This is a genomic window from Tsuneonella sp. HG094, from assembly GCF_053819285.1.
This window is the reverse complement of record NZ_JBSORA010000001.1, coordinates 663042-684563: the sequence shown is the minus strand read 5'-3', so window position 1 is coordinate 684563 and position 21522 is coordinate 663042. Positions and strand designations below refer to the sequence as shown.

The window sequence follows — 21522 nt, the reverse complement described above, 5'->3', positions numbered from 1 at the left end:
GCTTGTCGGAGAGAGGGGCGGTGCTAGGGCCCAACCAAAGATGAACGAAATCGAGTCCAAGGGTCCCGGTGGCCTGCCCGCAGCGCTGGGCGCCTACATCACGTGGGGCTTCCTGCCGCTGTACCTGATTCTCGTGAAGGCGGTGCCGTCGTTCGAGTTTGTTGCCTGGCGGATTGTGTGGACGTTACCGCTGTGCCTCGCGATCGCCTCGGTTCGCCACCAGTTGCCCGAAATCGCCGTGGCCTTGCGCGACCGGCGCGTGCTCGGCTGGCTTTCGATCAGCGCGGTCCTCGTCGGCGCGAACTGGTTGATTTACATCTGGGCGGTGCAGTCGGGCGAGATCTTTGCAGCCAGCCTCGGCTATTACATCAACCCGCTGGTCAACGTCCTGCTCGGCACGGCCCTGCTCGGTGAGCGGCTCAGCAAGCGGCAATGGATCGCGGTGGCAATCGCGGGGGTCGGCATCGCGATGCTGCTGGGCGGCGCGCTCACGACGCTCTGGATCAGCCTTTCGCTCGCCGTCACGTTCGGGACGTACGGCCTCGTCCGCAAGCGCGTGCCGGTCGGCGCCCTTCCCGGCTTGACGATCGAATCGCTGATCCTGCTGCTGCCTGCCCTTGGCGTCGTCTCGTGGTATGCCGCTTCGCCCGCCGGAATGTCGTTTGGCCACGACCTCGGCCTGAGCTTCGCCATCATTGCCGGCGGCGCATTCACCGCTCTGCCGCTGTGGATGTTCGCGGTCGCCGCGCGGCGAATGGATTACTCGACGCTCGGCTTCATCCAGTTTCTCGCCCCGACGATCGTCTTCGTCCTGGGTCTGACCGTGTTCGGCAAGCGCCTGCACCCGGCCGAGATCGCCGCGTTCGGGTTTATCTGGATGGCGATCGCGATCTTCGTCTGGGACTTGCTGGCCAGGTCGCGCGAGGTCAGTCGGCCAGCCGCCACCTGAGCGTTTCTCCGGCGTGGAAAGGAACGATGGTTGTTCCCGCTGCGTCGATCGTTTCGGGCACGACGCATTCGCCTCGCTCGAGCGTGATGCGCCCGTCGTTCACGGGCAACCCGTAGAAATCCGGACCGCCGAGCGAGGCGAACTGCTCGAACCGGTCGAGCGCGTCCTCCTCGTCGAACACCTGGATGTAACTTTCCAGTGCATAGGGCGCGTTGAAGATGCCCGCGCAGCCGCAGGCGCTTTCCTTCGTCTCGCGGGAATGCGGCGCGCTGTCGGTACCGAGGAAAAACTTCGCGCTACCGGCAGTCGCCGCCTTGCGCAGGGCAAGCCGATGCTCCTCCCGCTTGGCGACCGGCAGACAATAGGCGTGCGGGCGGATGCCGCCGACGAGCATCGCGTTGCGATTGATGTGGAGGTGCTGGGGCGTAATGGTGGCCGCAACGTTCGCCCCGGCCGCGTTCACGAAGTCGGCGCCTTCGCGCGTGGTGATGTGTTCGAATACCACTTTGAGGCCGGGGAAATCGCGCACGATCCCGGCCAGATGGCGGTCTATGAACACGGCCTCTCGATCGAACACGTCGATGTCCGCCTCGGTCACTTCGCCGTGGACACAGAGGACAAGCCCTGACTTCTCCATCGAGGCGAACACCGGAGCCAGTTTCGCGATATCGGTCACGCCGTGCGCCGAATTGGTCGTCGCATTGGCGGGATAGAGCTTGGCAGCCGTCAGAACGCCTTCCGCCTTGCCGCGCGCAAGATCCGTCGGATCGGTCGCGTCGGTCAGGTAGGCCGTCATCAATGGCTCGAACGCAGTTCCATCGGGCACCGCGGCGACAATCCTGTCGCAATAACCCCGTGCATCCTCGGTCGTCGTTACCGGCGGCGAGAGGTTCGGCATCACGATCGCGCGGGCGAACTGTCGCGCGGTGTGACCCGCCACGCCGCGCAGCACGTCGCCGTCGCGCAAGTGGACATGCCAGTCGTCGGGGCGGCGGATCGTCAGGGAATCGGTCATCGGCTTCCCCTTAGGCGCGCGGGCTCCTATCTGCCAATCATGCCCGCCACCCGCCTGTTCGATCGCGCCGTCGTCCGCGTCTCACCCACTTCCGACGGCGAGGATGCCGCCGGTTTCCTGCAAGGCCTGCTGACCAACGACGTGACCGGCCTTCTCCCCGTCTATGCGGGATTGCTGACCGCACAGGGCAAGTCGCTGTTCGACGTGATCGTGTGGCCCGGTGCAGACGGCGCCGTGCTGCTCGATTGCGAGGCCGTCGCGGCCGACGAGCTGGTGAAGCGCCTGACGCTTTATCGCCTCCGCCGCCAACTCGCGATAGCACGCGACGACAGCCTCGCGGTTCACTGGGCGCCGCATACCGGCGACGGCGCTGCCGCCGACCCGCGCCTTTCCGACCTCGGCGAGCGCTGGATTGCGCCGGTCGCAGCCTCGGACGAGGCGGCCGATGCAGCCTGGCGTGCGCACCGACTGCGCCTTGGCGTCGCCGAAGGGAGACAAGAAATGGGCGATGTGCTGTGGCTCGAAACGAACGCCGCCGACCTCAACGGCGTCAGCTTCAGCAAGGGCTGTTACATCGGGCAGGAAAACACCGCGCGGATGAATTGGCGACAAAAGATAAACCGTCGCTTGGTGGTCGTTTCGCTGGCGAAGTCGGACGAGAAGCGCCGAAAGGCTGCCTACCCGGACCTCAATCTCGCCGTCGACCTGGCGCGAGTTGAGTCGATCGACGCGCTCACCGCTCCTGCCTGGATGACCCTGTAACCTCGAGCTGGGGCGGCTCCTCCAGGGAGGAACCGCCCCTTCTCGCTTGCGACCTCGCGAGAATACGTTGGGTCAGGCAGTGGCCAGTCGATTGCGACGCGCCAAGGCCGGCCAATTCGACGAGTAATCCGACAAGTCGAACCGCGGCGTCGAATTCTCGAACCGGCGGCCGAGCGACTGAAGAATAAGTCGGGCACGGCGCAGGCGCGCCTTGGGCGAGCGAAACGGATTGGCCTTGTCGGGTTCGGCATCGACCATCCGCTTGAGCAGCTCACCGCGAGCGACCGGATCTTCGGGCGCTTCACGCGGGAGGGCGACGGCGGCACCGGCGGCTGCCGGCAGGACCGCGCCAGTCGACGGAGCAGGCGTGAATGCCGTGCTCGGCGCCGGAGCGAAGTGCGGCGATTGAACCGCGCGCTCGGGCAGCGGAGCCGGTTCCCGAACGATCGGACGTTCGACCACCGGAACCGTCTCGTCGGCCACGCGGCGACGGCGACGCATCAGCATCACGAGACCGCCGATGGCGACACCAGCGACAAGCAGGCCGGCCAGGATCTGCGCGAGCGCTTCCGTCACGTCTTCCCGCTGACTTTCGACCGGCGTTTCGGCGGCGGCCATCGGAGCAACGGGCTCAGCAGCCACCGGAGCGGCTACGGGCGCCTGCTCGACCGAAAGAGCTGCCTCGTTCGCCAGCGGCGCAGCCTGCGCGGCGACCGGGGCCGCCGCCGTGGTGCGGGGCGCAGTAGTCGAGCTGCGCGCGGGCGTGGCAGCCGCGCGCCGAGAATTGGTTGCCGTAGCGCGGGCGGCCGTCGCCGGTGCCGAAGTCCTGGTCGGAGCGGCGGTCGTGGTGCTGGTGGTCGTTGTCGTCGGTGCGGTCGTTGCCGGGGAAACCTCAGGCAGAACGATAGTCGGCGCGGGGGCGACTGCTGGCGCGCTCGTCGTCGATGGCAGGCTTTGCGACGGAACGACAACCGGGCCGGTGGTGTCCGTGGCTGAATCCTGCGCAAACAGGCTGGCGGGGGTCAGGGCAAGCACTGCGGCAATCGCAGCACGGCCGGGGCGAATGGTGATGTATTTTGCTGTCATGGCAAGGGACAAAAATCGCCCAGCCCTGCGAACGGTTCCGTTTATTTGCCGTTCAGGTAAAGAGCAAATTATTGATTTATATTGTCTTTGTACCTTTTTCTGCAGGGTGGGTTGCGCTCGTCCTGCGACCAACTGAGGCGTGATTATGGCATCGAACGGCCCGTTCGGGCGGTTTTACGGCGGCGGTTGCTGGTCACGGAAGGGTTTGCTGGCGGTCCAGGCGCACCCGCTCCGCTGTTCTCCGTCGACCTCGAGCGTAGCGACGAACGGAAAGGCGCGATCGCTCATTCCGTCCGAACACTCGCCCGGCGCGACCGCAAGCGCGAACCGGACCCCGTTATAGGTACCGCTCCACGATACGCCTCCCCGTCCCGCGAACCGCGTCACTGCGATGTCCGTCCCATCAGGGATTTCTGGTGTTGAGTAGGTGAGCGCCGTGCCCTTCACCTGCCCGCCCCAGAAGGGTTCGGTACCGACGAAGCGGACGGTCTCGCTCTCTGCCACCAGATCGAACGGAGCATTGTCCTCCGCGTCGCCGGGCACGTTCTCCGTTGCCGGCGATGCGTGGCAGGCACCCAGCAACATAATGGCGGCGGCGAAAGGAAGCGATCGTTGGTTCATGCCGCTGCGACGCGCGAATTGCAGTGCGGTTCCGCGCCTGTGGAACGGTTTCGACCGGTTGCGCATTGAAGCGGTCAATCAGGCATCAACATTTCGGAGCAATGGCCATGAAGGCTCTGCCCATGTTTCTGGGCGCGTGTGCGCTCGCGTCCATCGCCGGCGCTGTCGGCGGTACCACGATCAACACCACCCCCTTACAGGTCGCGAGCATCGGGTCGGCCATGATCCCGGACCGCACCATTGCCTTCGATCCTTCGAGCAACGGTGGCCGGCAAGAAGCGCTGCCCGATCACTATGCAATGACGACGCCCGAAGGTCGGATCGAAGTGACCGACCTCGCAACTCGCGGGCTCTATGCCCAGCAACGCTATGGCTGGCGCACCGCGAATTACGATGAGCCAGTCGCCCCCGCGTTCGCACAGGAAGAACCCGCAGATCGGCAGGTCAATGAGCCCGCTGCCCTCCCGAACGATCGGTCTGACGTTGCCGAGCCGCCGCTCGACTTGTCCGCGCCCGCTTCGCCAGAGGTTACTCCGCGGATCATCGACGTTGCGGCCGTGCTCGCGGTTCGCGACTGATCGATCGAGCTCAGGCGCATCCTTCCGAATAGCCGAGGAATGGCTGCGCCCCGCCGCTGATCTCGACCACGCGGCCCTTCTCGTCCACGTCGAAACGTAGGCCCGGCTGCCCATCCGGCGCGGTGTAAAGCGTGCCTCCGGGCGCGGCGACATAGTCGGTCGCCTCCTTGCGAATGCCCGGATAGGCGGCGCGCACCTGCGCCTCGGTCGCACCAAGGCCGATCCCTGCCGCCGTCTTGAGCGTCGAAGTGCCGAGCGCGACGAACCGCTGCACCATGCCTTTGCCATCAGTCATGATCCACGTGTCGGGCAGGCCCCTGTCGCGATAAGTGCGGCAGCTGTCGCTGATGCGCATCTCCTCGACCGGCTTGTCCGGCCCCGCCATCGGGATCGGATTGCCGACGACATACCCGGCAAAGCCTGCGGGGGTGATCGAAGGTACGCTCCCTTCTACCTCGCGCGGACTGGTCGATGCAGGCGGCGCGGATGGGTCGGCGGCGGTCGCTGTTCCCGCAGGGATGTCCCTGCTGTCGGGGTTCTCGGTGTCGGAAGCCGGTTGCTGGGAACAGGCGGCCAGTGCGAAGGCACACAGCGAAAGAATGGGCAGCGTTCTCGTCATCCACCCCAAACGGCAGAGGACGCAGCGGCGTTCCGCTGCACGGGGAGGATACCTGTTGCAATCGGGCTCGGCGCCAATACGGTAACCGGTATCATTCGCCGACCTTACCGGGAGATCCCGTCATGCGCGTGCCCATTTTCACCGCCCTTCTCCTGTGTGCAGCAATGGCCGCCTGTTCGCCGAACCCTGCCGAAGATGCGCCCGACCTCGATCGCGGACCCGAAGCCGAGATATCCGAGTTTGCGGGCGATGACATTCCCGCCTCCGTAGTCGATCTCGCCGGGAAAACGGTCCCCGGAATGAAGGTGGACGAGGCTGAGCGCAAGGCGCGCGACGGGATGGTCTTCTGGGATGTCGAAGGCACTCGGCCAGACGGTAGCGAAGTGGAACTCGACATTCTCGACCAAGCCGGGGTCCTCACCGTCGTGGAGATCCAGCGCGACCTTGCGTGGGAGACGGTCCCCGCCCCGGTCCGCGCAGCCGCCGAGGCGCGGTCGGGCATGTTCGTCCCTGCGCGGGTGATCGAAAGCACTCAGCAGGACGGCACGGCGATCTTCGAACTCTTCCGCGAGGGCCAGCCCAAGGAGCCCGCGGTCGAGATCGCCCTGAAGGACGGCAAGGCCACCTTCCTGACCGAGCGCAACAAGTACTGACCGCTACTCCCGGTCGTCCGACGGATCGAGCCGGGTGAACCAGCGCGGCCGGCCGTCTTCGCCAAGACCGATGTCGTGGGAGGGAACGTGGTCGTCGCCCGTCTCGATCCACCCGCGCCCGTCGCACTTGTCGCAGATGTGGCGCTTCGAGCGCTGGCTGGCGAGATCGTACTCGGTGTTCCACTGCCCGTGCCCGCTGCACACCGGACACAGCACGTCGAGCTGCCCGCTGCGATGCTGGACGGAAATCCCGTCGAACGCGTGCGGATCGTTCGGCGTGAGGCAGAAGACGAGGCGGGATTCGTGAGCCATCGCCGTGTCAGTGATCGGGCGGCGTTCCGGTTCCGCAACACGGTGCGCCGCGCGGCGAAAGGTGACACGAAGTATACACCCCGATTACCCCGCGTTCCGCCCCGGGCGCGGGCGGCGGCGCTTCGTTCCGCGCTTCGCCTCGAGCGCGGCCTCGATCGGGTCGATATAGGCGCACCAGTCTTCGCATTCCGCTTCGCTCAGACTCTCCTTGCGCTGCATCTTGGCGTCGGCGATCTGCCCGCGCTCGATCCGCGCGGCCAGTTCCTCCTGCATCAGGCGCTCGGCCGACCTCGGCTCGCGCTGTTCGGACAGGAAGCGCGGCAACGTGCCATCGGCGATCTCCGCGGTGAGGAGGTCGGTCTCGAGCTGGTCGGGATCGAGCAGTTCCTCCGGCGGCGCGGGCAGTTCCGGCTCCATAGCGCGCAGGGCATCGTCCATCGCGCATTCCGATGCCCCCTGTCCCTCGGGCCAAGCCGAGCCACGCCGTTCGCGCGCGGCGGCGGAATAGCGCTCGGGCTTGAGGTGGCGGAGAAGGAACGTCAGCAAGCGGTCGTTATAGACCGTGCGCGTGGCCGAAAGTTCGCCATTGCCGTCAAAGGTCTCGACCTCCACCCCCTCGATCGCGCGCTCGAAAGCAATATCCTCGATCAGCGCTCCGGCCCGCTCGCGCGCCTGATCCCACGCGCGGGCGAACGCCCCGGCATGGGCCGCGCGCCGAAGGCGATAGGCGCTCGCCCGTGTCATCCCGACTTCCTTGGCGGCCGCCCCGACGAGCCCGGTATCGGCCAAGACCTCGATAAAGCGCCGCTGCTTTTCCTCGGTCCAGCCGTCGTGTCGCGGACGGCGGCGAACAGGCACCCAGCGGTATTCCGCCGGATCGTATTCGGGCACGACGAAACCGAAGGTGTCGTCAGCCGGGGCAGGAGCACCTGCGGAGGCGGCGGGAGCAGGTAGGCGCTGCGGATCGAGGTCGGTCATCCGGCAGTTTAAGGCACAATCCGGGTCGTGTAGGAAAGTGTTTCCCGCGCAAGCAGCGAAGCGAGAGCGCGACTAGAAGCGCATTTCGGCGACGCGGCTCTCGCTGCGGACCCCTCACATCATCTTGTCAGGCCGAGGATCGTGGCCGTGGCGGTGGTTCTTGCCGAAGTGCCGGTCCAGGCGCTGGGCGAGGGTGGTGGCGGCTTTTCGGGCGGCGGCGTCGACGGTCTCGGCGTGTTCGGTTACGCCGATCGCGCGGGCGCCGCGCGGGCGCGCCTCGATGGTGCAGGCCTTGTCGTCGGCGCCGTGCTTGGGTCCGTTCTCGTCGCGGACATGGACCTCGATCCGCGTCAGCCGCTCCTCGAACCGCGCCAGTTTGCCCCGGACGCTCGCTTCCACCCGCGTCGCGACGTTCTCGGTGCCCATGACGCTGCTGTCGGAATTGAACTGGACCTGCATTGCGGCGTTCCTTTCAAGTGGATTGTTGGACACGACCGAGATGGTGAGTGTGGCGGCGGGATGGAAGGCGGTTGAGCCGGAACGCCCCGCCCTCGCGGCGCCCGGCCTTCGCAAAGATCAGCCCTCGATCAGCACGATATCCCAGCCGTAGCGGTGATCCCCGAGCGCCTTGGCGACCGAGGTCGGCGCGTCGCTGCCCAGCGCGCTGAAGAGCGTGTCCTTGCGGTTCGCGGCGTCGTCTTCGGGGAAGTACATCTGCAGGATCGTGCGGGCCTGCGCGCCGGTCACGTCGAGGTGGATGTGCGGCGGGCGGTTGCCGATGGGGCTGTCGTAGCTGCCCGGCTTGATCGTGGTCAGTTTCCAGCTTCCGTCGACGCCGGTGTGGATCGCGGCGGAGCCCTGGAAATTGGGATCGAGCGGCATGATCGCCGGGTCCTGCGGATGGTCGTAGCGGCCGTGGCTGTTGGCCTGCCAGATGTCGAGCTTCGCGCCGTTCACCGGCTTGCCCTTCGCATCGAGCACGCGCCCCATCACCTCGATCACCTGTCCCGCCGCCCGGCCCGGCCGCCCGGCGACGCGGGTGAGATCGGCATCGCTCTCTCCGCGATAGCCCACCGGATAGAACGGCCCGATCGGCGATTCCGCGGTGACAGCCTGCGCCAGCCCCCTGCTCGCCGCCGCCGCCGCGACGACCCCGGCCGCGAAGCTCCGGCGCGTGATGATGTGATGATGATGCGACATGGCCGCCCTCCCCCTTCTGGAGGCGACCCGATGGTTGGGAGGTTATCGTGGCGGGGGGTGGGAGTCTAGGTGGCTAGAAGTCGGCAACCGGACTATTGGCGCAGGCCATGACCGACCCCGACCCCTTCGCCTCGCCGGACCTTGATCCACCCGGGGACGCCGTGACCGTGCTGGTCGATGCAGATGCCTGCCCGGTAAAGGAACAGATCTACCGCGTGGCCGAGCGGCACGGCGCGCATGTCCGCGTGGTCAGCAACCAGGTGTTCCGCGTACCCGTGAGCGCGCGGGTGAAGCGGGTGACGGTCTCGGACGCTTTCGACGCAGCGGACGACTGGATCGCGGCGCACGCCGGGCCTCGCACGCTGGTGGTGACCGGCGACATTCTCCTCGCCGACCGCTGCGTGAAGGCGGGCGCGACTGTTCTGGCGCACACCGGCAGACGCTTCGACGCCGCCAGCATCGGCAGCGCGGTCGCCACCCGCGCCATAATGGCCGACCTGCGCGCCGGGATGGACGGCCCGCTGGGCGGCAGCGGCGGCGGGCCGGCGCCGTTCCGGAAGGAGGATCGCTCGCGGTTCCTGCAGGCGCTGGACCGGGAGTTGGTGCGGTTGCAATGACCCGGCCGCTTGCGGTCAACCGAACAGCAAGTGCCCCACCATCCGCTCGAAGGGGAAGGTGAAAAACCCCGGTCCATCGACGCATGCGTTATCGCGCAAGAGTGGTCATTGCTGGCGCTTTGCCTTGTGCGCGGCGATGGCCTCGTCGATCGCGGCGATCCGATCGCGCTCGGGCGTCCCGCGCGGCAGGCCCTTCAGCCGGCAAGTCGCCCAGAGCTGTTTCCGTTCCGATTCGAGGTTCTTGAGATATAGGTCGGCCATCGTTCAAGGTACCTTTTCGGGGCGTCGGTTGTCCCTATCCGAGTTTCGGCTTTCCGACGCTACGCAGACTCCGCCTGATTCAACCCCCCGATCGTGAAAGACCCTCTAAACGATCAATCATGCTCCCGGTCGCCCTGCCCGATGTATAGCTCGCGCCCGGTTTCGTTGTAGACGCGGCTCATCTCGTCCATCCCGGCCTCCGCATCCGCCACCGGCACGGTTGCCGCCAGATAGCTCTCCGAGTTCTGCTTCGCCGCGAAATCGCGCACTTCCTGGGTGATCTTCATCGAGCAGAACTTCGGCCCGCACATCGAGCAGAAGTGCGCGGTCTTGGCGCCTTCCGCGGGGAGGGTCTGGTCGTGGTATTGCTCGGCGGTGTCGGGGTCGAGGCTGAGGTTGAACTGGTCGCGCCAGCGGAATTCGAAGCGGGCACGGCTCAGCGCGTCGTCGCGGACCTTGGCGGCCGGGTGGCCCTTGGCGAGGTCGGCGGCGTGGGCGGCGAGCTTGTAGGTGACGACGCCCACCTTCACGTCGTCGCGGTCGGGCAGGCCGAGGTGTTCCTTGGGCGTGACGTAGCAGAGCATCGCGGTGCCGAACCACCCGATCATCGCCGCGCCGATCCCGCTGGTGATGTGGTCGTAGCCGGGCGCGATGTCGGTGACGAGCGGGCCGAGGGTGTAGAACGGCGCCTCGCCGCAGGCGGCGAGCTGCTTGTCCATGTTTTCCTTGATCTTGTGCATCGGCACGTGGCCGGGCCCTTCGATCATCACCTGCACGTCCTGCTCCCAGGCGCGCCTGGTCAGCTCGCCCAGCGTATAGAGTTCGGCGAACTGCGCCTCGTCGTTGGCGTCGGCGATGGAGCCGGGGCGCAGGCCGTCGCCCAGCGAATAGGCGATGTCGTAGGCCTTCATGATCTCGGTGATCTCGTCGAAGCGCTCGTAGAGGAACGATTCCTTGTGATGCGCGAGGCACCATTTCGCCATGATCGAGCCGCCGCGGCTGACGATGCCGGTGACGCGCTTGGCGGTCATCGGGATGTACGGCAGGCGCACCCCGGCGTGGATGGTGAAGTAGTCGACGCCCTGCTCGGCCTGTTCGATCAGCGTATCGCGGAACACCTCCCACGTCAGGTCCTCGGCCACGCCGCCGACCTTTTCGAGCGCCTGGTAGATGGGCACGGTGCCGATCGGCACGGGGCTGTTGCGGATGATCCACTCGCGGGTGTCGTGGATGTTGCGACCGGTGCTGAGGTCCATCACGGTGTCCGCGCCCCAGCGGATCGACCAGACCATCTTGTCGACCTCGCTCGCCACGTCCGACGCGACGGCGGAGTTGCCGATGTTGGCGTTGATCTTGACGAGGAAATTGCGGCCGATCGCCATCGGCTCGGCTTCGGGGTGGTTGACGTTCGAGGGGATGATCGCCCGCCCGCGCGCCACTTCGTCGCGGACGAATTCGGGCGTCACGTAGTCGGGGATGCTCGCGCCCCAATCTTGCCCGTCTCTGGCCTGCCCGTCGCGTGCAGCATTGTGCAGCATTTCGCGCCCCAGGTTCTCGCGAACGGCGACGTATTCCATCTCCGGCGTGACGATGCCGCGGCGGGCGTAGTGCATCTGGCTGAGGTTCGCGCCGGGCCTGGCGCGCAGCACGGTCTTGCGGACGTTGGGGAACGCCGGGACCCCGCCGGATCGGTCCGGGCCGAGCTGACCGTTATCCTCCGGGCGCACCTCGCGCGCAGCGTATTCCTCCACGTCGCCGCGGGCGAGCTGCCAGTCACGGCGCAGTTGCGGGAGGCCCTTGCGAATGTCGATCTGCGCGGCGGGATCGGTGTAGGGGCCGCTGGTGTCGTAGACGCGCACCGAGGGCTCGCCGCTCGACGGCTCAAGGTCGATCTCGCGCATGGCGACACCGAACGGCCCGACATGGACCTTGCGACTGCCCCGGATCGGGCCGGTGGTGACGCCAATGTCGAATGTGCTGTTGATGTCGGCCATGCGCAGTTCCTCCAGGGACGAAGGGGGGGCGCTGGCTGGCAACCCTCCCTCCGCCCGTGCTAACGGGTTCAGGTTCGACGGGTCGTAGGGCGCGACGCCCACCTCTCAGCTCACGCGAGCTCCCCGGGGATGCCGCATCTCCTACGCGCCCGGTGCGTCCGCGTCCAGACCGGCGACCTTTCGATTTCGGCAGCTACGCAGCGCGCTTACAGTCTTTCAACGGCTTAGCTTCGGCGCTATCACTGCGGAGTCGACCGGGGGGGCCGGGCGCAACAGGGTCTGCACAATCCAGAGCCATCGCCTTGCGTGGCAACGATCATGCGCCCTGCCCAGCGCTCGTTTGCTCCTTCGCGCTTCACGAAGGGGTCCAGCCATGTTCAATTCCAGTTTTCGTCCCGTCCTTCTCGGTACCGCCGCCACGTTCGCAATCGGATTGGCCGCAACGCCGGCCAGCGCCGATCCGACCGCCCCCTGCAACGTCGCTTTGGGCGCCGACGGGATTCCCGACACGAGCGACGACGGGCTGGAATGCGGGAGCAATTCGATTGCGACCACCGACGCGACCGCGATCGGCAACAGTGCCGTGGCCAATTCAGTGAAGGGTGTCGCGGTGGGAGACACGGCCACGATCGATATTACCGCAGCGGGCGGCGTGGCGGTCGGATCGACAAGCTATGTCGGCCAAGGCCCCGGAATTGCCGTCGGCAGCGGGGCGCGCTCGACCGCACCAAGCGCCATCGCCATGGGTTACAACGCGCGCAGCACCGGAGCCAATTCGATCGCCATCGGTCAGGACGGCGGCGATGCAGGCAGCGAAGGCGCCAGCGCCGCCGGCGATGCCAGTGTGGCCCTCGGCCAGGACGCCAGCACCTCCTTCGGCTCATCGGGCGCAACCGCGCTCGGCGCAGGCGCGATGGCAAACCATTCCAACGCCGTTGCCTTGGGATCGAACTCGGTGACCTATGCCGCGAACACCGTTTCGGTAGGCGCTTCCGGCACCGAGCGCCGGATCACCAACGTCGCGTCCGCCACCGGCGGGACGGACGCCGTCAACCTCAACCAGATGACCTCGGCGATCGCGGCCGCACAGTCTCCATACGTCAAGTTCAACTCGGCTGGCGCCGCAGCAGCCGCAACAGGAAGCAACGCAACCGCGATCGGCCAAGCGGCCAGTGCCAGCCACGCCAATTCGGTCGCGCTCGGCGCGGGATCGGTGACGAGCGGGGACAATACTGTCTCGGTCGGCGCTGCGGGAGCAGAACGCCGGATCACGAGCGTCGCCGCCGGCACTACCGCGACCGATGCGGTCAACAAGGGCCAGCTCGACGCGCGGATCGCGGTTGGACCCGGCGGGGTCGGCGCACCCACGGCCAGCGCGCAGGCGACGGTCGCGGCCGGTCTTGCCGCAAACGCATCGGCATTCGGTGCGACAGCGTACGGAACCGTGACGCAGGCGACAGGCGATTATGCGGTCGCGCTCGGCTATGACGCGCGGGCCATGGGACAGGGAGCATTCGCCGGCGGCTTCATCAGCCGGGCGACGACGCTGGGCGTGGCGGTAGGCAATAACGCGCAGGCGACGACGCTGGGTTCGGTCGCGTTGGGCACGCACAGCCTCGCCAACGGCTCGGGCGGGGGATCGGTCGCCGTCGGAATTTCTGCCAATGCGACCGGCGCCGGCGCGGTGGCAGTCGGAAACAGCTCGCGCGGGAGCAGCGACCTTGCCGTTGGCATCGGCCAGAACGCCTGGGCCGACGGCTACGCTGCACTGGCGATCGGAACAGGCGCCAAAGCGCCCGGTGGCCAGGCCACCGCGATCGGGCAGTCGGCCGTCGCCGCCGGCGAACGCTCGCTCGCGACCGGCATCGCCGCCAATGCCGGCGGGACGGATGCGATCGCGGTCGGAAACTACTCCGTGGCAGGACAGGGATCGACGATCGCCATAGGTCGAGCGGCACAGGCAACTGGCGGCGGCGGCGTTGCGCTGGGCGACAGCGCCAAGGCCAACGGCGCATCGTCGACCGCCCTCGGCCCGGTAGCGCTTGCCGATGCAGCCGGGGCAATTGCGATCGGCATCCAGTCGACCGCATCCGGCACATCGTCGGTCGCACTCGGAGATCTCTCCACCGCGAGCGGATACCGCGGCGCCGCGACCGGCCCTTCGTCGCGCGCCGAGGGCGAATATTCTGCCGCCTACGGCTCGACCGCCATCGCGACGGGGCGCGGCGCGATCGCAACCGGGGCCGATAGCAGGGCGACCGGGGCAGCGTCGGTGGCAACCGGCTTCAGCGCCAGCGCGCTGGCTGACAACGCGATCGCATCGGGCTTCCAGTCCTATGCGGGGGGATTGAGTTCGATCGCGATCGGCTCCGACGGGAGCGACGACGACGGCGCCGGAGCCGTAGCAACCGCCGCGCTCTCGATGGCGCTCGGGCCCGACGCACGGGCGTCCGGCGTACAGAGTTCGGCGGTGGGCGTCGTCGCCGAGACGCGGGGCGAGCAGTCGAACGCCTTCGGTTACCAGGCGGGCGCCTATGGCTACAAATCCACGGCCGTGGGCTCCTCATCGCGCGCAACGGAGGAGAAATCCACTGCGGTCGGCGAACGAACCGAAGCGCTCGGCTACGGGACGGTTGCGGTCGGTCTCGACGCGACGGCCACTACTGCCGCCTCGTTCGGGACGAGTGTCGGCGCGTTCAGCCAGGTCGGTGCGAACGCTGCAACTGCTGTTGGTTATGCCGCGCAGGCCACACACCAAAACTCCACCGCGGTCGGTTACCAGGCCACCTCGACCGCCGCGAACCAGGTAACACTCGGCGGCAAGGGTTCGTCGGTCGTCGTCGCGGACATCACGGCGTCGACTGCCGCGCAGCAGGGTCCGGTCGACGTGGTGACCGTGGATGCCGCCGGCACGCTCGGCCGCCAGCGCGTGGCGACCGCGCAGTCGGTGCAGGAAGTGCGGGTCGCGATGGACTACATCTCGGCGGTAACCGACGCGCAGTTCAGTGCGCTTTCGGGCGACGTTCAGGCGCTCGGCGGGCGTGTCGGCGCGCTCGAGCAGCAGATGGTCCTGCTCGACGACAAGATCTCCACCTCGACCGCCGCAGCAGTGGCGATGGGCGGCGCGGTTTTCCTGCCGGGCAAATCGTTCAACCTCACCGCGAATGTCGCCACCTATGACGGGGCCCATGCGGGTTCGATCCAACTCGGGACGCTGATCAGCGATAACGTCGCGTTCAACGCCGGGATCGGATCGGGTTTCAATCGCAATGGAAAGACCGCCGGGCGGGTCGGCATGACGCTCGGCTTCTGAGGCCGGTTTTCATCCCTGCTGTCGCCGGTCCGATCCACCGGGCGGCAGCGGGGGTGATACGCCTGCGGGTGTGCGACTGCGACGCTCGGTGCGGACCGAGCCTGTCCGGCCCAGCCTCTGGGGCAGCGGCACGACGACCGCATCGATGATCTCGATCACCGACGGGATGGGCTCCGCTTCCACGATCAGGGGGACGCGCAGTTCGACGCGGGTGCCCTTGCCCCGCTCGCTGGTCAGGGTCAGCGCGCCACCCATCTGCCGTGCAAGCTCGCCGCTGACTGTCAGTCCCAGACCCAACGCTGGCCCTCCTTCGCCGTTGGCACGGGCACGCGCATCGGCGAGCTGCGCCGTGGCCATCCCTTGGCCCGTGTCGGTGATCGAAATTGCCACCATGCCCGGTTGATCCCAGGCCTCCTCGACGCAGACGGACACCCAGCCGCGCTCGGTCGAATCGATCGCGTTGCCGAGCAGGTTGAACACCACCTGGCGGACCCGCAGTCCGTCGCAGACTGTGGGGCGCGGCAGGTCGCGATCGATTTCGCATCGCAAGGTGAGGCGCTTGGCCTGCGCGGCGGAGCGCATGATATCGACGCAGGCGCGAACCCGCGCACCGATGTCGAATGCATCGGCACGCGGGCCCGGGTTGGCGAAGAGGCCGGACAGGACGGTCACCGGGATTGCAATAGTCCGCGCTCGTTGCCGCAAGCCGAGGCTAACCCTCAGGGTTGTCCCCTAGTCCTCGGTCGCTCCGATCAATGCTGCGGCAGACCGATTGGCACCGTGTGTGCTTCGGCCTATGCTGCAGGGGAGCGGGCATGGAGCATGCGATGAAGCGAATGCTGGTACTCCTCATGCTGGCCGGTTCGTCGATGGCGCTCGCCGAGGCGCCGCAGGTGCTGTTGCCGTCCGCCGATCCGTTCCGTGCGCTGGCCGAGATCAAGACCCGCGACGATATCTGGGAGCGCAGCTTCGACAGCATGTACGAACAGATGCGGGCTTCGTTCAGCGCCGATCCCAAACTGGGAGCGGCGGATCAGCGCTGCCCAGGGCTGATCGATGCGGCGGCGGAGGCGGCAAAGCCGGTCATGCGCGAAGGCCACTTCCGGCAGCGCGACGCGTTCCGGGCAGGACTGACCAGCCTGTTTGCCCAGGGAATGACCATTTCTCAGGCGCGCGAGGCGTGGGCGTTCTACAACTCGCCCGACGGTCGCTTCCTGCTGGAGCTCGGAACAGATTCGACCAGCCAGCAGGCCAAGATCGCAAAGGGCGACGGACCGATTGACCGCGGAACATTCGATGCGGACCTTCACGCCACGCAATCGGCGACCATCGCCAAGCTGGAGCCTGAGATGATGGACCGCGCGCAGGCTGCGCTCGACCGATCCACCTGGTTCATCCCCTACAAGGCGCTTCACCCCCGCATCCAGAACTTGCGCTTCCGCATCAGCAGGGATCCCGCCAGCGGGGGGCCGGCCGGCGATCGCATACGCATGATCGAGGCGGTGCAGCGGGCCACCGCGCAGTATCTCGCGAATTGCGAGAGCGGCTCGCTCAACCCATCCCCTGCCATTGCCGAACCGCCTCCAGCGGCCAGAACAGCATCAGGACATTGAGCGTAAGGTTATCGCGGATCGCCCACAGGGTGAACAGTTCGAAGAAGATCGCCAATGTCACACTCACCCGGGCTGGCAGGCGGCTCGCCGCCAGAAAGCCGACGATCATCCAGCCGATGTCGCTGATCGAGTTCAAGACGCTGTCGCCGGAATAACCCCAGCTGACCGTCACCTCGCGATAGCGGTCGATGATCATCGGGGTGTTCTCGACGATCTCCCACGCCGCCTCGACCACGACCGCGATCGGCAGCGCCCAGCGTGCTGGCCGGCCGCCGAACAGCCCGAGCCTGATCCACAGCAACCACGCAGCGGCGTACATGATCAGGCCGTGGGTGACGTGGCTGAAGCTGTACCAATCGGTGATCTGCTGGCTGTTCTGGTTCGATTGCACCACCCCGTGCCACAGCTTGATCTCTCCACACGGACAGATGGCGGGGCGACCCATCGCCAACAGCACGACAAGCGCGACCAGGACCAGCGCTGCAGTCAGGATGATTGCGGGTCGGCGAAATGTCAGGGCGCGCGTCATCGAGGCACGTGATGGCACGGATCCGGCGTTCGCGCCAAGGCGATTGCCCCTGCCCGCTTAGCGCCCTAGGGCTGTCGAGCAATGACAGGGCGCATGATCGATGTAGCGATTGCCGGCGGCGGTCTTGCCGGCGGGCTGGCGGCGCTGGCTCTCCACCGCGCGCGGCCCGAACTGCGGCTCGCCCTGGTCGAGGGTGGCAGGACGCTGGGCGGCAACCACCGCTGGAGCTGGTTCTCGAGCGACCTGCCGGAAGGCGGCGCGGCGCTGCTCGATACCTTTCGCACGGAATGCTGGGACGGCTACGACGTGCGCTTCCCCGGCTTCGCCCGGACGCTCGATACGCCGTACAACTCGTTGTCCTCGACCGATTTCGATGCCGCGCTGCGCCGGGTGTTGCCGGACGACACGATCCTGGCGGGCTGCGAGGTCGCCGCGCTCGATGCGCGCGGGATCGATCTTGCGGACGGCACCCGGATCGAGGCGCGCTCGGTGATCGACGCCCGGGGGCTTGTCGCCGCGCCGCAGCTCGAGGGGGGATGGCAGGTCTTCCTCGGCCGCCGCCTGCGCACCGCACAGCCGCATGGCCTTGCCCGACCCACGGTGATGGATGCCTCGGTTGAGCAGCACGGCTCTTGCCGGTTCGTCTACACCCTGCCGCTCGCCGCCGACGAGCTGTTCGTCGAGGACACTTACTACGATGCCAGCCCCGTGCTCGACCGCAATGCGCTGTCGGCCAGGATCGACCGCTATTGCGCCGCGCATGGCTGGAAAGGCGATCCGCTCGACTTCGAGACCGGGGTGCTACCTGTGGTTACCGGCGGCGATTTCGCAGCCTTCCGCAAAGCGCACGCGGCGCCCGGCGTCGCGACCATCGGCGCGCGCGGCGGGTTCGTCCACCCGCTCACCAGCTACACCCTGCCCTTCGCGGTCGAGATCGCGCTGGCCATCGCCGCGGAAGCCGACCTCACCGGACCGCAACTCGCCGCGCTGATCGACAGCCGTGCCCACTCGCACTGGCGCCGCACCGCGTTCTTCCGCCGGCTCGGCCGGATGATGTTCGGCGCCGGATCGCCCGAGGATCGGCGCGACGCGTTCGCGCTCGTCTATCGCCTGCCGCAGCCGGTGATCGAGCGGTTCTACGCCGCTCGCTCGACGCCTACCGACCGCGCACGGGTGTTGTGCGGGAAGCCCCCCGTGCCGGTCCTCGGCGCCCTGCGTGCCCTGACGAGCCGCGGCCAACCACTGGAAAGAGCAGCAGCATGACTACCGAAGCGAAGCGCGCCTGTGTGATCGGGGCAGGCTTCGGCGGCCTTGCGCTCGCCATCCGGCTGCAGTCGGCGGGCATCGCGACGACAGTTGTCGAAGCGCGCGACAAGCCCGGCGGCCGCGCCTACTTCTGGGAGCGCGACGGTTTCACCTTCGATGCCGGGCCGACCGTCATCACCGATCCCGACTGCCTCAAGGAACTCTGGGCGCTGTCGGGCCACGATATCGCCGACGATGTCGAACTGATGCCCGTAATGCCGTTCTACCGGCTCAACTGGCCGGACGGGACGAACTTCGATTACTCGAACGACGACGCGCAACTGCGCTCCGAAATCCTCAAGCTCTCCCCCGGTGACCTGACCGGGTACGAGGACTTCCTGCGCTATTCGGCAGGCGTGTTCGAGGAAGGCTACGTCAAGCTCGGCAACGTGCCGTTCCTCGATTTCACGAGCATGATCAAGGCGGCGCCAGCGCTCGCCAAATACCAGGCGTGGCGCAGCGTCTATTCGATGGTGTCGAGCTATGTGCAGAGCGAGAAGCTGCGCGAGGCGTTGAGCTTCCACACGCTGCTCGTCGGCGGCAACCCGATGACCACGAGCGCCATCTACGCGCTGATCCACAAGCTGGAAAAGGACGGCGGCGTGTGGTGGGCCCGCGGCGGCACCAACCGCCTCGTCGCGGCGATGGTCCGGCACTTCGAGCGGCTCGGCGGCACGATCCGGTTGCACGATCCGGTCAAGCGGGTGCACACGATCGGCACGATCGCCACCGAGGTCGAGACCCAAAGCGGCTGGCGCGAGCGGTTCCATGCGGTCGCCAGCAACGCCGACATCATGCACTCGTATCGCGACCTGCTCGGACAGACGAAGCGCGGCGCGGACCAAGCCAAGAGCCTCGCCCGCAAGCGCTTCAGCCCGTCGCTGTTCGTGGTCCACTTCGGGGTCGAGGGCACCTGGCCCGGCATCCCGCACCATACGATCCTGTTCGGCCCACGCTACAAAGGCCTGCTCGAGGACATCTACGATCACGGCGTGCTGCCGCAGGACTTCTCGGTTTACCTCCACCACCCGACCGTCACCGATCCGAGCATGGCGCCGCCGGGGATGAGCACGTTCTACGCGCTGATCCCGGTCGCCCACATGGGCAAGCTGGCCCTCGACTGGGAGGCGATCGGGCCGATGCTGGAGAAGCGCGTGCTCGACGAGGTCGGGCGGCGGCTGATCCCCGACATCCATTCGCGGATCGTGACCAAGTTCCACTATGCCCCGCGCGATTTCTCGCTCGACCTCAATGCGCACGTCGGCAGCGCGTTCAGCCTCGAGCCGATCCTGACCCAGAGCGCGTGGTTCCGCGGCCACAACCGCGACGACGTGATCAACAACTTCTACCTGGTGGGTGCGGGCACGCATCCGGGCGCGGGCATCCCCGGCGTCGTCGGCAGCGCCAAGGCCACCGCGGGTCTCATGCTGGAGGATCTAGCACAGTGAACCGTCTCGCCGTCTATTGCGGCTCCGCCTCGCCTGCCGATCCGCGCTACATCGAGCTGGCGCGCGACGTCGGGCGCGGGCTTGCGGAGCGCGGGATCGGGGTTGTTTACGGCGGCGGACGGCTCGGTTTGATGGGTGCGGTCGCCAGCGGCGCGCTGGAGGCGGGCGGCGAAGTGATCGGGGTGATCCCCGACGCTCTCGCCAATTCCGAAGTCGCCAATCGCGATTGCACCGAGCTTCACACCGTTGGCGGAATGCACGAGCGTAAACAGCGCTTTACCGACCTCAGCGACGGGTTCGTCACCATTCCGGGCGGAGTGGGAACCATGGACGAATTGTGGGAAGCGGTGAGCTGGGCGCAGCTCGGCTATCACCAGAAGCCGGTGGGCCTGCTCAACGCGTTCGGGTTTTACGACCATCTCATCGCGTTCAACCGCCACATGGCCGATGTCGGCTTCGTCCGCCCCGCCCACGCCGGGATTATCATCGCCGACCACACCCTCGACGGCCTGCTCGGAAAGATGGCCGACTACCGTCCGCACACGCCGATCTTCCAGATGAAGGCCAGCGACCTGTGAGCAAGCCGCGCCGGATCGTGCCGCGGATGCTGGCGCCGAGCCGCATCCTGAGAGAAACACCGGCGCAAGCGGGCGGCGGGCGCGAGTGGGACGACCTCGTCGACTATGCCGAAAAGTCGATCGCGAAGGGGTCGAAAAGCTTCTCGCTCGCCAGTCGCCTGTTCGACCGGGACACGCGCGAGAAGGTCTGGCTGCTCTACGCCTGGTGCCGCCGGTGCGACGACCTGGCCGACATGCAGGATCATGGCGGCGAACTCGGCGAACAGGAAGGTGCCGAGCGGCGCCTGATGGCGATCCGCCTGCTCACCGAGCGCGCGCTCGATGGCCTGCCCACCGCCGATCCCGCGTTCGACGCTTTCGGCATGGTCGCGCGCGAATGCGGCCTCACCCGCGAGATGGCCGAAGACGTCATCATGGGCTTCGAGCTCGACGCCGAGGGTTGGCGGCCGCGCAGCGAGGCCGATCTTGCGCGCTACTGCTATCACGTCGCGGGCGCGGTCGGGGTGATGATGGCGGTGGTGATGGGCGTCACCAAGGATGACAGCTGGATGCTCGACCGGGCGTGCGACCTCGGCCTCGCCTTCCAGCTCGCCAACATTGCCCGCGACGTGTCTGAGGATGACCGCGCGGACCGCCGCTACCTGCCGCTCGAGTGGATGGTAGAGGAGGATATCGAGCCTGGCATGATGATGAAGCCACACCACCGGACGGAACTCGCCGCCATCGTCGCGCGGCTGATCCGGCGGATGGAGCGGCACGAGGCATGGGCCCGGCAGGGGGCGGCCAGGCTGCCGTTCCGCAGCCGCTGGGCGGTGCTGTCGGCGGCGCGGATATACGGCGCGATCGGCCGCCGCGTGGTGGAGCTTGGCGGACACGCATGGGACCACCGCGTCGTCATCGGTCGGCGCGAGAAGCTGCGCCACGTCGCCGCGGCCTTCGTCGAGGCGGTCAAGAACAAGCCGGAGGATCCCGGCGCGGAGCCCAAGTGGAGCCGCGGGTCGATCCTGATCGACGTGCGCATGGCGCAGCCGTTTCCCGCGCCCAACATGGAACCCCTGCCCGACGAGGGCTAGGTTCCGCTGGCGCGGCGG

At 67.3% G+C, this 21522-nt stretch carries 23 protein-coding genes and 1 riboswitch; of the genes, 11 read left to right on the top strand and 12 right to left on the bottom strand.

From position 1 onward, the window contains the following. Positions 1–40: 40 nt before the first annotated feature. Entirely contained in the window at positions 41–949 is a 909-nt protein-coding gene (rarD, locus tag ACWPMX_RS03375) for an EamA family transporter RarD (RefSeq protein WP_455698640.1), read from the top strand. On the opposite strand, the gene pyrC is transcribed toward rarD, so the two are convergent. Further along, positions 927–1964, bottom strand: coding sequence for a dihydroorotase (gene pyrC / locus ACWPMX_RS03370; RefSeq protein WP_455698639.1), 1038 nt, complete (start codon positions 1962–1964; stop codon positions 927–929). The genes rarD and pyrC overlap by 23 nt on opposite strands. Positions 1965–2003: 39 nt before the next feature. Here pyrC and ygfZ point away from each other — a divergent pair, with 39 nt between their 5' ends. Next, positions 2004–2726 (top strand): CAF17-like 4Fe-4S cluster assembly/insertion protein YgfZ, encoded by a 723-nt coding sequence (gene ygfZ, locus ACWPMX_RS03365; protein ID WP_455698638.1) that lies wholly within the window; start codon positions 2004–2006, stop codon positions 2724–2726. Positions 2727–2798: 72 nt separating this feature from the next. On the opposite strand, the gene ACWPMX_RS03360 is transcribed toward ygfZ, so the two are convergent. Together ACWPMX_RS03360 and ACWPMX_RS03355 are read right to left on the bottom strand one after the other, a co-directional pair. Further along, positions 2799–3812 (bottom strand): hypothetical protein, encoded by a 1014-nt coding sequence (locus ACWPMX_RS03360; protein ID WP_455698637.1) that lies wholly within the window; start codon positions 3810–3812, stop codon positions 2799–2801. 174 nt (positions 3813–3986) lie between these two features. Beyond that, positions 3987–4433, bottom strand: a complete 447-nt coding sequence (locus tag ACWPMX_RS03355; RefSeq protein WP_455698636.1) for a COG3650 family protein — start codon at positions 4431–4433, stop codon at positions 3987–3989. Positions 4434–4540: 107 nt separating this feature from the next. Here ACWPMX_RS03355 and ACWPMX_RS03350 point away from each other — a divergent pair, with 107 nt between their 5' ends. After that, entirely contained in the window at positions 4541–5011 is a 471-nt protein-coding gene (locus tag ACWPMX_RS03350; protein ID WP_455698635.1) for a hypothetical protein, read from the top strand. 10 nt (positions 5012–5021) lie between these two features. Here ACWPMX_RS03350 and ACWPMX_RS03345 read toward each other — a convergent pair whose 3' ends face one another. Next, positions 5022–5630: a hypothetical protein gene (locus ACWPMX_RS03345; RefSeq protein WP_455698634.1), complete on the bottom strand. Its 609-nt coding sequence runs from the start codon at positions 5628–5630 to the stop codon at positions 5022–5024. Between the two features lie 122 nt (positions 5631–5752). Between ACWPMX_RS03345 and ACWPMX_RS03340 the strand changes: the two genes are divergently transcribed. After that, positions 5753–6283: a hypothetical protein gene (locus ACWPMX_RS03340; protein WP_455698633.1), complete on the top strand. Its 531-nt coding sequence runs from the start codon at positions 5753–5755 to the stop codon at positions 6281–6283. Positions 6284–6286: 3 nt separating this feature from the next. On the opposite strand, the gene ACWPMX_RS03335 is transcribed toward ACWPMX_RS03340, so the two are convergent. The 4 genes from ACWPMX_RS03335 to ACWPMX_RS03320 all read right to left on the bottom strand — a co-directional run bounded on the left by ACWPMX_RS03335 (position 6287) and on the right by ACWPMX_RS03320 (position 8773). After that, positions 6287–6595, bottom strand: a complete 309-nt coding sequence (locus tag ACWPMX_RS03335) for a hypothetical protein (RefSeq protein WP_455698632.1) — start codon at positions 6593–6595, stop codon at positions 6287–6289. 84 nt (positions 6596–6679) lie between these two features. Continuing rightward, a complete protein-coding gene (locus ACWPMX_RS03330; protein WP_455698631.1) occupies positions 6680–7573 on the bottom strand; it encodes a hypothetical protein in 894 nt (297 codons plus the stop codon). Between the two features lie 114 nt (positions 7574–7687). After that, positions 7688–8032, bottom strand: a complete 345-nt coding sequence (locus ACWPMX_RS03325) for an HPF/RaiA family ribosome-associated protein (protein WP_455698630.1) — start codon at positions 8030–8032, stop codon at positions 7688–7690. Between the two features lie 117 nt (positions 8033–8149). Next, on the bottom strand, positions 8150–8773 hold the full coding sequence (locus tag ACWPMX_RS03320; RefSeq protein ID WP_455698629.1) for a dioxygenase family protein: 624 nt from the start codon (positions 8771–8773) through the stop codon (positions 8150–8152). A 107-nt stretch (positions 8774–8880) separates the two neighbouring features. Here ACWPMX_RS03320 and ACWPMX_RS03315 point away from each other — a divergent pair, with 107 nt between their 5' ends. Further along, positions 8881–9390: a YaiI/YqxD family protein gene (locus tag ACWPMX_RS03315; protein ID WP_455698628.1), complete on the top strand. Its 510-nt coding sequence runs from the start codon at positions 8881–8883 to the stop codon at positions 9388–9390. Between the two features lie 105 nt (positions 9391–9495). On the opposite strand, the gene ACWPMX_RS03310 is transcribed toward ACWPMX_RS03315, so the two are convergent. Together ACWPMX_RS03310 and thiC are read right to left on the bottom strand one after the other, a co-directional pair. Further along, positions 9496–9651 carry a hypothetical protein gene (locus ACWPMX_RS03310; protein ID WP_455698627.1) on the bottom strand — a complete coding sequence of 52 codons (156 nt, stop codon included), beginning with the start codon at positions 9649–9651 and terminating at the stop codon, positions 9496–9498. A gap of 113 nt (positions 9652–9764) precedes the next feature. After that, entirely contained in the window at positions 9765–11645 is a 1881-nt protein-coding gene (gene thiC, locus ACWPMX_RS03305) for a phosphomethylpyrimidine synthase ThiC (RefSeq protein WP_455698626.1), read from the bottom strand. A 28-nt stretch (positions 11646–11673) separates the two neighbouring features. Continuing rightward, a riboswitch (TPP riboswitch) is annotated at positions 11674–11781 on the bottom strand. A gap of 237 nt (positions 11782–12018) precedes the next feature. Between thiC and ACWPMX_RS03300 the strand changes: the two genes are divergently transcribed. Next, positions 12019–14958 (top strand): hypothetical protein, encoded by a 2940-nt coding sequence (locus ACWPMX_RS03300; RefSeq protein WP_455698625.1) that lies wholly within the window; start codon positions 12019–12021, stop codon positions 14956–14958. Between the two features lie 9 nt (positions 14959–14967). On the opposite strand, the gene ACWPMX_RS03295 is transcribed toward ACWPMX_RS03300, so the two are convergent. Then, complete coding sequence (locus ACWPMX_RS03295; RefSeq protein ID WP_455698624.1) at positions 14968–15630, bottom strand: sensor histidine kinase; 663 nt, start codon at positions 15628–15630, stop codon at positions 14968–14970. Between the two features lie 155 nt (positions 15631–15785). On the opposite strand from ACWPMX_RS03295, the gene ACWPMX_RS03290 reads away from it, so the two are divergent. Next, a complete protein-coding gene (locus tag ACWPMX_RS03290) occupies positions 15786–16571 on the top strand; it encodes a hypothetical protein (protein ID WP_455698623.1) in 786 nt (261 codons plus the stop codon). Here ACWPMX_RS03290 and ACWPMX_RS03285 read toward each other — a convergent pair. Beyond that, positions 16510–17100, bottom strand: coding sequence for a DUF2585 family protein (locus ACWPMX_RS03285; protein ID WP_455698622.1), 591 nt, complete (start codon positions 17098–17100; stop codon positions 16510–16512). The two genes, ACWPMX_RS03290 and ACWPMX_RS03285, sit on opposite strands and share 62 nt — an antisense overlap. A 93-nt stretch (positions 17101–17193) precedes the next feature. Here ACWPMX_RS03285 and crtY point away from each other — a divergent pair, with 93 nt between their 5' ends. Genes crtY through ACWPMX_RS03265 form a run of 4 tightly spaced genes read left to right on the top strand, consistent with a single transcriptional unit; the run spans position 17194 to position 21504 of the window. Next, on the top strand, positions 17194–18363 hold the full coding sequence (gene crtY / locus ACWPMX_RS03280; protein ID WP_455698621.1) for a lycopene beta-cyclase CrtY: 1170 nt from the start codon (positions 17194–17196) through the stop codon (positions 18361–18363). Then, positions 18360–19853, top strand: coding sequence for a phytoene desaturase (locus tag ACWPMX_RS03275; RefSeq protein ID WP_455698620.1), 1494 nt, complete (start codon positions 18360–18362; stop codon positions 19851–19853). Before crtY ends, ACWPMX_RS03275 begins: the two co-directional genes overlap by 4 nt. Next, the gene (locus tag ACWPMX_RS03270) at positions 19850–20431 is read left to right on the top strand and encodes an LOG family protein (protein WP_455698619.1); all 582 of its coding nucleotides are present in this window, start codon (positions 19850–19852) and stop codon (positions 20429–20431) included. The genes ACWPMX_RS03275 and ACWPMX_RS03270 overlap by 4 nt, the downstream gene beginning before the upstream one ends. Further along, positions 20428–21504 (top strand): phytoene/squalene synthase family protein, encoded by a 1077-nt coding sequence (locus ACWPMX_RS03265; RefSeq protein ID WP_455698618.1) that lies wholly within the window; start codon positions 20428–20430, stop codon positions 21502–21504. The genes ACWPMX_RS03270 and ACWPMX_RS03265 overlap by 4 nt, the downstream gene beginning before the upstream one ends. Positions 21505–21522: the final 18 nt, after the last annotated feature.

Coding starts and splice junctions, on each gene's coding strand:
- rarD (WP_455698640.1), top strand. CDS start 41: ATGAACGAAATCGAGTCCAAGGGTCCCGGTGGCCTGCCCGCAGCGCTG.
- pyrC (WP_455698639.1), bottom strand. CDS start 1,964: ATGACCGATTCCCTGACGATCCGCCGCCCCGACGACTGGCATGTCCAC.
- ygfZ (WP_455698638.1), top strand. CDS start 2,004: ATGCCCGCCACCCGCCTGTTCGATCGCGCCGTCGTCCGCGTCTCACCC.
- ACWPMX_RS03360 (WP_455698637.1), bottom strand. CDS start 3,812: ATGACAGCAAAATACATCACCATTCGCCCCGGCCGTGCTGCGATTGCC.
- ACWPMX_RS03355 (WP_455698636.1), bottom strand. CDS start 4,433: ATGAACCAACGATCGCTTCCTTTCGCCGCCGCCATTATGTTGCTGGGT.
- ACWPMX_RS03350 (WP_455698635.1), top strand. CDS start 4,541: ATGAAGGCTCTGCCCATGTTTCTGGGCGCGTGTGCGCTCGCGTCCATC.
- ACWPMX_RS03345 (WP_455698634.1), bottom strand. CDS start 5,630: ATGACGAGAACGCTGCCCATTCTTTCGCTGTGTGCCTTCGCACTGGCC.
- ACWPMX_RS03340 (WP_455698633.1), top strand. CDS start 5,753: ATGCGCGTGCCCATTTTCACCGCCCTTCTCCTGTGTGCAGCAATGGCC.
- ACWPMX_RS03335 (WP_455698632.1), bottom strand. CDS start 6,595: ATGGCTCACGAATCCCGCCTCGTCTTCTGCCTCACGCCGAACGATCCG.
- ACWPMX_RS03330 (WP_455698631.1), bottom strand. CDS start 7,573: ATGACCGACCTCGATCCGCAGCGCCTACCTGCTCCCGCCGCCTCCGCA.
- ACWPMX_RS03325 (WP_455698630.1), bottom strand. CDS start 8,032: ATGCAGGTCCAGTTCAATTCCGACAGCAGCGTCATGGGCACCGAGAAC.
- ACWPMX_RS03320 (WP_455698629.1), bottom strand. CDS start 8,773: ATGTCGCATCATCATCACATCATCACGCGCCGGAGCTTCGCGGCCGGG.
- ACWPMX_RS03315 (WP_455698628.1), top strand. CDS start 8,881: ATGACCGACCCCGACCCCTTCGCCTCGCCGGACCTTGATCCACCCGGG.
- ACWPMX_RS03310 (WP_455698627.1), bottom strand. CDS start 9,651: ATGGCCGACCTATATCTCAAGAACCTCGAATCGGAACGGAAACAGCTC.
- thiC (WP_455698626.1), bottom strand. CDS start 11,645: ATGGCCGACATCAACAGCACATTCGACATTGGCGTCACCACCGGCCCG.
- ACWPMX_RS03300 (WP_455698625.1), top strand. CDS start 12,019: ATGTTCAATTCCAGTTTTCGTCCCGTCCTTCTCGGTACCGCCGCCACG.
- ACWPMX_RS03290 (WP_455698623.1), top strand. CDS start 15,786: ATGAAGCGAATGCTGGTACTCCTCATGCTGGCCGGTTCGTCGATGGCG.
- ACWPMX_RS03285 (WP_455698622.1), bottom strand. CDS start 17,100: ATGACGCGCGCCCTGACATTTCGCCGACCCGCAATCATCCTGACTGCA.
- crtY (WP_455698621.1), top strand. CDS start 17,194: ATGATCGATGTAGCGATTGCCGGCGGCGGTCTTGCCGGCGGGCTGGCG.
- ACWPMX_RS03275 (WP_455698620.1), top strand. CDS start 18,360: ATGACTACCGAAGCGAAGCGCGCCTGTGTGATCGGGGCAGGCTTCGGC.